Source organism: Bacteroides sp. AF32-8BH (assembly GCF_003435205.1).
In the GTDB taxonomy this organism is placed as follows: Bacteria; Bacteroidota; Bacteroidia; order Bacteroidales; family Bacteroidaceae; genus Bacteroides; species Bacteroides ovatus.
Genome location: NZ_QVLZ01000006.1, coordinates 65449 through 78116, shown reverse-complemented (window position 1 = coordinate 78116; position 12668 = coordinate 65449). Strand labels below are relative to the sequence as shown.

Sequence of the window (12668 nt, the reverse complement as noted above, 5' to 3'; positions counted from 1 at the left end):
GAAATCATAAAACGAACAGCGTATATATAGGATATACCTCCCCCGACGGGTAATCCTCATCCCATTATTCAGGCACGAACAACACCGGTTCGTGCCTGACTTTTTTCAACAGTCACCTCTCTTTTAGTGTTAAAATCAACCATTCCCTCTTTTTTCCAAAATCTTTTTTGAATTTCGTTTGTTTCCTTTGTTACTCTTGCCAAAAGACGGCAGAAAAAAGACTTCAACCTAAATAATAACAAATGGAAAAATTTAATGCAATGAGGACTAGACTTTTACAACATCTTCAGAAAAAAGCCATCAGGTCAAAGAGCATCATGACGCTTGTTTGCCTGCTACTGGCCTCTGCATCAGCCTTTGCACAGACAAAGACGGTGACAGGAACAGTGACGGACGCTGCCAATGAACCATTGATCGGCGCATCGGTACTCGTACAAGGAACTTCCACCGGAACCATCACGGACATGGACGGTAAATATTCAATCTCTGTCACTCCGGAGGACGTACTGGCATTTTCATACGTGGGGATGACTTCGCAAACCATTAAAGTGGGGACACAGAACGTCATCAATGTCACTTTAAAAGAAGATTCACAAGTACTAGCCGAAACAGTCGTTATCGGATACGGTAGTGCAAAGAAAAGAGACTTGACAGGTTCTATCACCAATATCAAAGGAGAAGAGTTAGCCAACAAACCGGCAATGAATCCGCTGTCTTCCCTTCAGGGGAAAGTGGCAGGTGTGCAGATTGTAAACTCCGGACGAGCCGGATCGGACCCGGAAATCCGTATTCGCGGAACAAACTCCATCAACGGATATAAACCGCTGTACATTGTCGACGGATTATTCAATGACAACATCAATTTCCTGAATCCGGAGGACATCGAATCCATGGAAATCCTGAAAGACCCGTCATCTCTGGCTATCTTCGGTGTTCGCGGTGCGAATGGTGTTATCATCATTACCACAAAGAAAGCCAAAGAGGGACAGACACTAGTCAATATTAATACTTCTTTCGGTTTCAAGAAAGTGGTAGATAAAGTGAAACTGGTGAATGGTTCACAATTCAAGGAACTATATAACGAACAGCTTGCCAATCAGAAAGATGACCCTTTCGATTATACCGGCTGGGATGCCAATACCGACTGGCAAGACGAAATTTTCCAGACTGCTTTCATTACAAACAATAACATCAGTATTACAGGGGCTTCGCCCAAACATAGTTTCTATCTGGGTGTAGGCTACTCTTACGAACAAGGCAACATCGAGCATGAGAAATTCAGTAAGGTAACCATCAACGCAAGTAATGATTATAAGATTACGGACTTTTTGAAAGTCGGTTTCCAATTCAACGGTGCACGTATGCTTCCTGCTGATTCCAAACAGGTATTGAATGCCCTGCGTGCAACTCCTATCGCTCCGGTGTATAACAACGAATACGGATTATATACGGCTCTGCCCGAATTCCAGAAAGCGCAGATCAACAACCCGATGGTAGACGTCGAATTAAAAGCGAATACTACCAAAGCGGAAAACTACCGGGCATCCGGTAACATTTATGGTGAGGTAGACTTCCTGAAACATTTCACGTTCAAAGCGATGTTCTCCATGGATTATGCGTCGAACAACGGACGGACATATACACCGATCGTAAAAGTATACGATGCCGCTGTCAACGGAGGGATCTCTACTTTGGGAACAGGCAAGACCGAGGTCAGCCAGTTTAAAGAGAATGAAACAAAAGTTCAGAGTGACTACCTGTTGACATACACCAACAGCTTTGATAATGGAAATCATAACCTGACAGCTACCGCCGGTTTTACTACCTATTATAATTCGTTGAGCCGATTGGACGGAGCACGCAAGCAGGGGGTCGGACTGGTTATTCCGGATAATCCGGACAAATGGTTTGTCAGCATCGGCGATGCAGCTACCGCTACCAATGGAAGTACTCAATGGGAACGCAGTACATTATCCGTACTTGCACGCGTGATCTACAACTATAAAGGCAAATACTTGTTCAACGGTTCTTTCCGCCGGGATGGTTCTTCCGCTTTCTCCTATACAGGAAATGAATGGCAGAACTTCTTCTCGCTGGGTGGAGGTTGGTTGATGTCCGAAGAAGAATTTATGAAAGACATCAAATGGCTGGATATGTTGAAAATCAAAGCATCTTACGGTACGTTAGGAAACCAGAACCTGGATAAAGCCTATCCTGCCGAACCCTTATTGACCAATGCTTATTCGGCCGTATTCGGTAAACCGTCCATCATTTATCCCGGATACCAGCTTGCCTATCTTCCTAATCCTAACCTGCGTTGGGAAAAAGTAGAAGCCTGGGAAGCCGGATTTGAAACGAACCTGCTTCGCAACCGCTTGCATTTTGAGGGTGTTTACTATAAGAAGAATACCAAAGATTTGTTAGCCGAAGTTCCCGGAATTTCCGGAACTATCCCCGGTATCGGAAACTTGGGAGAGATTCAGAATAAAGGAGTGGAAATGGCTGTAACCTGGCGCGATCAGATTGGTGATTGGGGATATTCCGTCAGTGCCAACCTGACTACTATCAAGAATGAGGTAAAAAGTCTTGTTCAGGAAGGATATTCCATCATTGCCGGAGATAAGCAGCAAAGTTACACAATGGCAGGTTATCCTATCGGATATTTCTACGGTTACAAAGTGGCAGGCGTTTATCAGTCACAAGCGGATATTGACGCATCACCCAAAAATACACTGGCTACCGTTACCCCCGGTGACCTGAAATTCGCCGATGTGAACGGTGACGGAGAAATCACCCCGGAAGACCGTACCATGATAGGCAACCCGACTCCAAAGGTCACTTACGGTTTTTCTCTCGGAGTAGACTACAAGAATTGGTCGTTAGGCATCGACATGATGGGACAAGGCGGAAACAAGATTTTCCGTACATGGGATAACTACAATTTTGCCCAGTTCAACTACTTGGAACAACGTTTGGACCGCTGGCACGGAGAAGGTACGTCCAACACCCAACCGTTGCTGAACACCAAACATTCTATCAATAACTTGAATTCCGACTATTACATTGAGGACGGCAAATTCTTCCGTATCCGCAACGTACAGTTAGCGTATACGTTCGACAAGAGCTTAATTGCCAAAATACGTCTGCAAGCTCTGAAAGTCTATGTCAACATACAGAACCTGAAGACATGGAAACATAACACCGGATATACTCCCGAACTTGGAGGAACTGCCACCGCATTCGGAGTAGATAACGGTAGTTATCCTGTACCTGCAGTCTACACCTTCGGCATTAACCTAACATTCTAGTGACAAGGTGCCACTGCCAGTTTTCCATACGGAACACAACTTTAATCTTTAAAACTATCATTATATGAAACTGAATAAATATATATTTGCAACCCTTATTACTTCAACTACATTATTTCTAGGTAGCTGTAGTGACTTTCTGGATCGTAGTCCGCAAGGACAGTTCACGGAAGATGACAATCCGAACGCTCTGGTCAACGGTAAGATTTATAATGTCTATACGATGATGCGTAACTATAATGTGACAGCCGGCCCTCCTGCTTTTGCCATCCACTGTTTTCGTTCGGAAGATTCGGAAAAAGGAAGTATTGCCAGCGATGGCTCTGATGTAGCCGAAATGTATGATGATTTTGTGTATACACCGACCAACGGCCTACTGGGTGCTTATTGGGGACAGAATTATGCCATCATCTACCAATGTAATGAGATTCTTGATGCCATTGCAGAAAAAGAAACAGCCGGACAAACAGAAACTGAAGACATCATCAATAAGGGAGAGGCCTCTTTCTTCCGTGCTTATTGCTACTTCAATCTGGTAAGAGCTTTCGGCGAAGTTCCTTTGGTGACTTATAAAATCAACGATGCTTCGGAAGCCAATATCCCGAAGACAAGTGCTGATAAAATCTATGAGCAAATCGACAAGGACCTGAAAACAGCAGAAGAGTCATTGCCGGAAACATGGAGCAGCGAATACACCGGACGACTGACTTGGGGAGCTGCCCGTTCCTTACACGCGCGTACTTATATGATGCGCAACGACTGGAACAATATGTACACAGCCTCCACCGACGTCATCAAAAAGGGGCTCTACAACCTAAAGACTCCGTATAATGAGATTTTCACGGATGATGGTGAAAATAACGGAGGTTCCATATTCGAGTTGCAATGTACAGCTACTGCCGCTCTTCCTCAAAGTACCGTTATCGGTAGCCAGTTCTGTGAAGTACAAGGTGTACGCGGAGCAGGTCAATGGGACTTGGGCTGGGGATGGCACATGGCAACAGAATACATAGCGCAAGCCTACGAACAGGGTGATCCACGCAAAAACTCCACCCTACTCTACTTCCGCCACTCGGACAGCGATCCTATCACTCCGGAAAATACCAACGAGCCATACGGTGAATCTCCGGTTTCTCCGGCAATAGGTGCTTACTTCAATAAGAAAGCCTATACCGACCCAGCTTTGCGTAAAGAATATACCAATAAAGGTTATTGGGTAAACATTCGTCTGATCCGCTACGCAGATGTACTGCTGATGGGAGCCGAATCAGCTAATGAAAAAGGTATTCCGGGTGAAGCAATCGACTATTTGGAACAAGTACGCGCACGCGCCAGAGGCACCAATACCAATATATTACCTAAAGTGACGACTACCGATCAGGGAGAATTGCGTGAGGCCATCCGCCACGAACGCCGTGTGGAATTAGGGTTGGAATTCGACCGTTTCTATGACCTCGTTCGTTGGGGCATTGCAAAAGAAGTGTTGCACGCAGCCGGTAAAACCAATTATCAGGACAAAAACGCACTGCTTCCACTGCCGCAGACAGAGATCGACAAGTCTAAGGGAGTGTTAGTACAGAACCCCGACTACCAATAAGAAAGTTCCTCGGTGCCAAACGGTTGTTTCCTCGGTGCCGAAACTACTGTTCCTCGGTGTCGAACAATGTCCTCCTCGGTGCCGAACATTCAACGCATCAGGAGGACTTTATATGAATAGAGATAAAAGTAACTATAATAATATGATATACAAAAAGTTAAGTCTATCCATTCTGTTGTTTGCCGCAGGTTTTCTAACCGCGTCGGCACAAAAGTCGCCACAGGATATGGATCGTTTCATCGACGTATTGATGAATAAAATGACGCTGGAAGAAAAAATCGGACAGTTAAACCTTCCTGTCACCGGAGAGATCACTACGGGACAAGCTAAAAGCAGCGACATCGCCGCAAAAATCAAGAAAGGCGAAGTGGGAGGATTGTTCAATTTGAAAGGAGTAGAGAAAATACGTGAAGTACAGAAACAGGCTGTGGAAGATTCCCGGCTGGGTATTCCGTTATTGTTCGGGATGGACGTTATTCACGGATACGAAACGATGTTCCCTATCCCGCTCGGTTTGTCTTGCACCTGGGACATGACAGCCATTGAAGAGTCTGCCCGCATTGCAGCCGTAGAGGCAAGTGCCGATGGAATCTCATGGACTTTCAGCCCGATGGTGGATATTTCACGCGACCCTCGTTGGGGACGCGTATCCGAAGGTAGTGGCGAAGACCCGTTTCTCGGTGCCATGATTGCCGAAGCGATGGTACGCGGCTATCAGGGGAAAAACATGGAACGGAATGACGAAATCATGGCCTGCGTAAAACACTTTGCGTTATATGGGGCAGGCGAAGCCGGCCGCGACTATAACACCGTAGATATGAGCCGCCAACGAATGTTCAATGATTATATGCTGCCGTATGAAGCAGCCGTTGAAGCGGGTGTAGGTAGCGTGATGGCTTCTTTTAATGAAGTAGACGGCATTCCGGCCACTGCCAATAAATGGCTGATGACGGATATTCTCCGCGGACAGTGGGGATTCAACGGTTTTGTGGTAACTGATTATACGGGCATTTCAGAAATGATTGACCACGGTATCGGTGATCTTCAGACAGTATCCGCCCGTGCCATCAACGCCGGAGTGGATATGGATATGGTAAGCGAGGGTTTTGTAGGAACACTGAAGAAATCCGTTCAGGAAGGAAAAGTCTCTATGGAAACATTGAATACAGCTTGCCGTCGTATTCTGGAAGCCAAATATAAACTGGGATTGTTTGATAATCCTTATAAATATTGCGATCCGAAACGTCCGGCACGCGACATCTTTACCAAAGCCCATCGTGATGCAGCCCGCAGAATTGCAGCAGAAAGTTTCGTTCTTCTGAAGAATGACAGTCCCGACGGTAATCCGAACGGAAATCCGTTGTTGCCTTTCAACCCTAAAGGAAATATTGCAGTAATCGGTCCGTTGGCAAACAGCCGTAGCAATATGCCGGGTACATGGAGCGTAGCCGCTGTGCTCGACCGTTGCCCTTCTTTGGTGGAAGGATTGAAAGAGATGACAGCCGGAAAAGCGAATATCATGTATGCTAAAGGAAGCAATCTGATTAGTGATGCAAGTTATGAAGAACGGGCAACGATGTTCGGCCGTTCCCTGAACCGTGACAACCGCACCGACCAGCAGTTGCTGGACGAAGCATTGAACGTAGCCCGTCGGTCGGATATCATCATCGCAGCGCTAGGCGAATCTTCTGAAATGAGTGGTGAAAGCAGCAGCCGTACGGACTTGAATATTCCCGACGTACAACAGAATCTGTTGCAAGAGCTTTTAAAGACAGGCAAACCGGTGGTACTGGTGTTATTCACCGGACGTCCGCTTACGCTGAACTGGGAACAGGAGCATGTGCCTGCCATTCTGAATGTATGGTTCGGAGGTAGTGAAGCCGCTTACGCCATTGGTGACGCCCTCTTCGGTTACGTCAATCCGGGTGGAAAACTGACCATGACTTTCCCGAAGAATGTCGGCCAGATACCTCTTTATTATGCGCACAAAAATACCGGACGCCCATTGAAAGAAGGCAAATGGTTTGAAAAATTCCGCAGCAACTATCTCGATGTGGATAATGATCCGCTTTATCCGTTCGGTTACGGCCTTTCTTATACGACGTTCTCTTACAGCGACATCGACTTGAGTCATTCCTCCATGGACATGAACGGTTCGTTGACTGCCGCAGTGGAGGTTACCAATACCGGAACATGGCCCGGATCGGAAGTGGTACAGCTTTATATCCGCGACGTTGTGGGTAGCAGTACCCGTCCCGTCAAAGAGCTGAAAGGTTTCCAAAAGATATTCCTGGAACCGGGAGAAATGAAGATTGTCCGTTTCAAGATTGCTCCGGAAATGCTTCGATACTATAATTATGACTTGCAACTGGTTGCCGAACCGGGCGACTTTGAAGTGATGATCGGTACGAACAGCCGTGATGTGAAAACCGCGAAGTTCACATTAAACTAAACTTTTATTACCTTGATTATGAACGATAAATATAAAAGAATAATAAAGATGAGTGCACTTCCGCTCATGTTACTGTTTCTATCTACCGTTGCCCTGACTTTCCAGAGCTGTAAAGGGAAAAGCAAGAGCGACAACCTTTCCGCAGCCACCGACTCGTTATCGGACGACGCCCTGATGGATAGCGTCCAGCGACGGACTTTCCTTTATTTTTGGGAAGGTGCCGAACCGAATAGCGGGTTGGCTCCCGAACGTTATCATGTGGACGGCGTTTATCCAGAAAACGATGCCAATGTAGTCACTTCCGGCGGCAGCGGCTTCGGCATCATGGCTATCCTTGCCGGAATCGACCGTGGTTACGTCACTCGCGAAGAGGGACTGGCACGAATGGAACGCATCGTTTCTTTCCTCGAAAAAGCAGACCGTTTCCACGGAGCCTACCCTCATTGGTGGTATGGTGATACGGGCAAGGTGAAACCATTCGGCCAGAAAGATAATGGGGGCGATCTGGTAGAGACAGCCTTCCTCATCCAAGGTCTGCTGGCTGTACACCAATATTACGTCAACGGAAATGAGAAAGAGAAAGTCCTCGCCCAACGTATCGACCAGATTTGGCGGGATGTCGACTGGAACTGGTATCGGCAAGGCGGGCAAAACGTTCTTTACTGGCATTGGAGTCCGACGTATGGCTGGGAAATGAATTTCCCTGTACACGGCTACAACGAATGTATGATTATGTATATTCTTGCCGCCGCTTCTCCTACACACGGAGTACCTGCGGCTGTCTATCATGACGGTTGGGCACAGAACGGAGCCATCGTTTCTCCGCATAAAGTGGAAGGAATCGAGTTGCACCTCCGCTATCAGGGCACCGAAGCCGGACCGCTTTTCTGGGCTCAATACTCTTTTCTCGGACTTGATCCGGTGGGACTGAAAGATGAATACTGCCCCAGCTACTTCCACGAGATGCGCAACCTGACACTGGTGAATCGTGCTTACTGCATCCGCAACCCTAAACATTACAAAGGTTTCGGACCGGATTGTTGGGGACTGACCGCCAGCTACTCCGTCGATGGATATGCGGCTCACTCACCCAATGAACAAGACGACAAAGGAGTGATCTCCCCCACTGCCGCACTTTCATCCATTGTCTATACACCGGAATATTCCATGCAAGTGATGCGCCATCTGTATGGTATGGGAGATAAAGTGTTCGGTCCTTTCGGATTCTACGATGCTTTCAGCGAAACGGACAATTGGTATCCGCAACGTTATCTGGCCATCGACCAGGGTCCTATTGCTGTCATGATCGAAAACTACCGGACCGGATTATTATGGAAACTCTTCATGAGCCATCCTGATGTACAGGCCGGATTAACCAAACTTGGTTTTAACACCAACAAGCAAGACGTGAGACAGAAATAAAAGGGAATCCCGGTGTGCGGAAGTGGTCTACTGACCACCTCCACCACCGGTGTTTCCACCTCCTCCGCCGCCACCTTTCACATCGTCATTGTCGATGCTTCGTGCAGCCTTCTTCACACTGGCTTTCAACTCTCCAAGCCGATAGCTGATACTGAAACCGTAATACCTGCTCGGATATTTGCTCGAACTCTTCGAAATAAAGTTAGCTCCTTCTGTGTGATTATTGTAAGTTCTGTATTTCTCCAGAACATTGCTGCAATAAATATTCAGAGAAAGACGTTCTTCTTTCAGGAAAGAACGGCTCAATCCCAAACTATAATAACTATATCCTGAACCTTTTCCCTGCAAACTGATTCGGGGTGTGCTACCTCCGCCGTTCAGACTCAAACGTACTTTTCCCGGTAAGGTCTGCTGAATTCCTCCATAAGCAGAAGCATTCCATCCATAATTGTGCAGCTCTTGGGCAGGACTCCGCAAATCGCTATAATTGCCACGTCCATTGACGTAAATTCTCGTTTTAGGAGAAGCGTTCCAGTTCAAATAAAAGTTCAATCCTGTTTCCCGGCTCTTTCCGATATTACCGTATGTGCTATACAGTGCACCGTAGGGAGCTTTATGCCCACCTTCAAAGATTTCTCCGTCTTTATCAGTAATCAAGCGACTGATTCTTTCAATTCCATTGTTATTGAAAGAATGACGCAAAGAAAGATTGATGTTGAACTTGGACGTAAAACTGCTGTAAGACAAGTCGAACGAATGACTTTTCTCACTCTTCAAGTTCGGATTTCCCTGATTAATAAACATCGGATTCTGATTATCGAAATAAGGATTCAAATTCCAGATACCCGGACGCCAGATACGCATATTATATCCACCACGCAAATTCTGCATCTTTCCTAGTTTTATTCCCAAGGAAACGGAAGGAACCAGATCACTAAAATTCGAATCAAAGTTCTCGCCCGGACCCACCAGATACTTTACCTCTTGTATGGTTTGCTCATAACGTAATCCCGGTTTGAAAGTAAATCCCTTGTATTTCAGCGTATATCCGGCATAAGCAGAGAGAATATGATTCAAATGACGGTACTCGCTACTACGATTCTCATTATATGCATAGTTTTCACTTGCTCCCTCGGCTTCATAAAACCGATTATCACTGGAGTTACGTCGGAAAATATATTTGGCACCGGTTTCAATTGTATGCAGCTTTCCAATCGGAGTAGTATAGTCCACCTGGAAAGTCTGCTCCATCGTATTTGTCTTTCCGTCCGAATGGAAATTCTTTAATGACAATTCTTTTATAATATCCAGTTTATTTTCATCAGGCTCGATGTCCAGATAAGTATTATATGAATCATTCGTTTGGGGTTGGGAATTGATTTTATAAGAAAGCGTAATCATTCGTTCTTTATTTTTTCGGGAAGTACGCTGATAATCTATATTTCCGTTGATAGAATACCATGATCCTTTTCCATGATTGTCCGTTCTATAACGGTACGCAAAATCCTGGCGATCAGCTCCGTGCATAATCGTATTTCCGTCACTGTTACTTTTATCATTACTGCCGTACATACCGAAAGCCACCGTCAGCAGCCTCAACGTATCAATCTCGTAACTGGCTTCCAAATTGCCATACTGAAAATTACCTTTCGACTTGGAGCTACTCTCCGATTCCAGATATTTTTCATTCTCTTTATCCGGTTCGTAGTTTTCGCGATAACTGTCGGAATAGCTGCGCGGGCTATTATTATAATTGTAGTTATAGTTGGCAGAAACAGTCAGTTTACCTTGTTTCACCATTGCGTAAGTGCCGGCACCTACTCCGTTATTATTAGCATTTCCTCTGAAAGTAGCCGTGTAGCCTTCAAATCCGGAACCTACTGTGACGATATTCAGAATACCTCCGATACCTTCCGCATCATATTTAGCTCCCGGTGAAGTTATCACCTCAATATATTTGATAGTGTTTGCCGGCATACTTTTCAGTACTTCCTTCGGATTATTGCTCATCATATTATTGGGCTTTCCATTCACATGTATCTTGAAACTGCTACTGCCGTTCACCTGTACATTGTCTTCTCCATCCACCGTTACCAAAGGCACTTTCCGAAGCATCTCCAAAATGCTGTTCGATTTTGAGTCCGGGTCATCTTCAATATTATATTCAATCTTATCCACATCTACCTTTACCAAAGGTTTTTGTGCGACTACCTCCACTCCTTTCAGTACGTTATTAGCTTCTGAAGAAATCATTGTACCCAAGTCAACCTCCTTCGCAGACGGTTTTAGAGTAAACTCCTTTACTATCGGTGCTTTACCAATCGAAGAAATGGTGATGATGTAATTGCCCGCAGCGATATTCAGTTTCTCCTGAAATTTACCATTCGCCCCAGTCACCGCCATCTTGACTGCTTTATCCGGAGCATTTTTCTTTGCTATTTTGATGGTAGCATACGGTTCTCCCTCTTGTGTTAAAGAATCAATAAGTACTCCTTTGACTGTATAAGAAGGAGCTGTGGATTTTTGTGCCCACCCCGCCACGGAGGTAGCGAATACGAATAGAATCAGTAGTAGCAGTCTGTGTTTCATGACTAGAAATATATTAGTTTATGTTTATTAGACGCAAGACATTCAAAAATGCTGCAAATTCGAGAGCCAAAAGTAGTTGGTTTATCTACATTTACGAATTTTTCGGAGTTAAGAATATAAAACGAATGGATAAAAAATCTTACTACAGTATATTTCTAGTATTTTTAAACATTTCTGTTCATGGACATCTTTAAATTTTCTATTCAAGAGTACTTTTAGACATTTCCGCTCAACGGTATCGGTTATTCCTTATTTAAAAGGAGATAGAATGGTATTTACCGTCGTATCAACCATATCAGCCGCCTTAAGTGAGCGCAGATTCTTCCAACCCAGCAGGTACTAAAGTTCTCTTCATATTTCGTGAACACTTTCTCACAATCCCGGAGCCGGCTGTTTTGCCTTTTCATAGCTGTTTGTATCTCTTTCATTCGAGCTATTTGCTCTCTTTGATACAAGAGTTCTTTGTCTTGACAGCCAATAATTTCAGCATATAAGTTACAGATATTTGCTTTTTCAATACATAGGTCTTCCAATGTGTCGATATACTCGGCTGTAACTCGATCCTTATTCTGATGCAGGAATCCGATAAGGCTTTCTTCATCAACAGTGGTGATACCTTTCTCATACGACATTGGGAATCTTTTCATATCCGCCCAAAGCCAGATTACTTCTTTGTTGATTCCATACTTGGCCGCCGCTTCTTCTACGCTAATCCATTTTGGCATAATGCTTTTGTTTTAATGTGTTCCACAATAAAAATGGAGTATTATTTTGTTTATGTGGCACAACGGACATCCACGTTTTCTGTATTTCGGGCGGACGGGGAATTGTTTAGGTTAGACTTTTAGGGGTAATCATAACCGACCGGACACAAAAAAGACGTGAATGCTGTTGCACCATTATCCGGAATCAAGGCCTAGCGAAACCCTCCCAAAAGATAATAATGACAACAGACACCCACGTCAATCGTTTATATATAACACATCTTTTACGGATATGTTGATATAAGCCGTTAACGTGGAACATCTGTCGCATCATCTCTCCTTGGTTTAAATCGCTAGATTCTGATTCCGAGAGATAACACTTACATATTCCTAATTTAAGTAATATATAGCGCCTCCCGCTAATTTCATCACGCTGATGAGCAGAAAGCGTGTGACAAAGATATACATATTTTTTTAAATGTGGTGGAAATATGGAAATAAATGCTGGAAGTTATGTATATTCAGCAAGCCAGCTCAATTATAATTCTTGGGGATTTGGTTCAGGACAGCCATATCCCTAAAAATTGATTCATTCC

Annotated in this window: 6 protein-coding genes; 4 read left to right on the top strand and 2 right to left on the bottom strand. The window is 44.8% G+C overall.

All coding sequences use genetic code 11. The annotated features are described in order from the left end of the window. Window positions 1-242: 242 nt before the first annotated feature. The 4 genes from DWZ47_RS05725 to DWZ47_RS05710 all read left to right on the top strand — a co-directional run bounded on the left by DWZ47_RS05725 (window position 243) and on the right by DWZ47_RS05710 (window position 8779). Entirely contained in the window at window positions 243-3308 is a 3066-nt protein-coding gene (locus tag DWZ47_RS05725) for a SusC/RagA family TonB-linked outer membrane protein (protein ID WP_008775985.1), read from the top strand. Between the two features lie 64 nt (window positions 3309-3372). Continuing rightward, entirely contained in the window at window positions 3373-4905 is a 1533-nt protein-coding gene (locus DWZ47_RS05720) for a RagB/SusD family nutrient uptake outer membrane protein (protein WP_032847251.1), read from the top strand. 142 nt (window positions 4906-5047) lie between these two features. Beyond that, a complete protein-coding gene (gene bglX / locus DWZ47_RS05715; protein ID WP_117512519.1) occupies window positions 5048-7357 on the top strand; it encodes a beta-glucosidase BglX in 2310 nt (769 codons plus the stop codon). 48 nt (window positions 7358-7405) lie between these two features. Further along, complete coding sequence (locus DWZ47_RS05710; RefSeq protein WP_374938663.1) at window positions 7406-8779, top strand: glucoamylase family protein; 1374 nt, start codon at window positions 7406-7408, stop codon at window positions 8777-8779. 27 nt (window positions 8780-8806) lie between these two features. Here DWZ47_RS05710 and DWZ47_RS05705 read toward each other — a convergent pair whose 3' ends face one another. Together DWZ47_RS05705 and DWZ47_RS05700 are read right to left on the bottom strand one after the other, a co-directional pair. Beyond that, window positions 8807-11368, bottom strand: coding sequence for an outer membrane beta-barrel family protein (locus DWZ47_RS05705; protein ID WP_117512518.1), 2562 nt, complete (start codon window positions 11366-11368; stop codon window positions 8807-8809). Window positions 11369-11643: 275 nt separating this feature from the next. Further along, window positions 11644-12093 (bottom strand): hypothetical protein, encoded by a 450-nt coding sequence (locus tag DWZ47_RS05700; RefSeq protein ID WP_004305184.1) that lies wholly within the window; start codon window positions 12091-12093, stop codon window positions 11644-11646. Window positions 12094-12668: the final 575 nt, after the last annotated feature.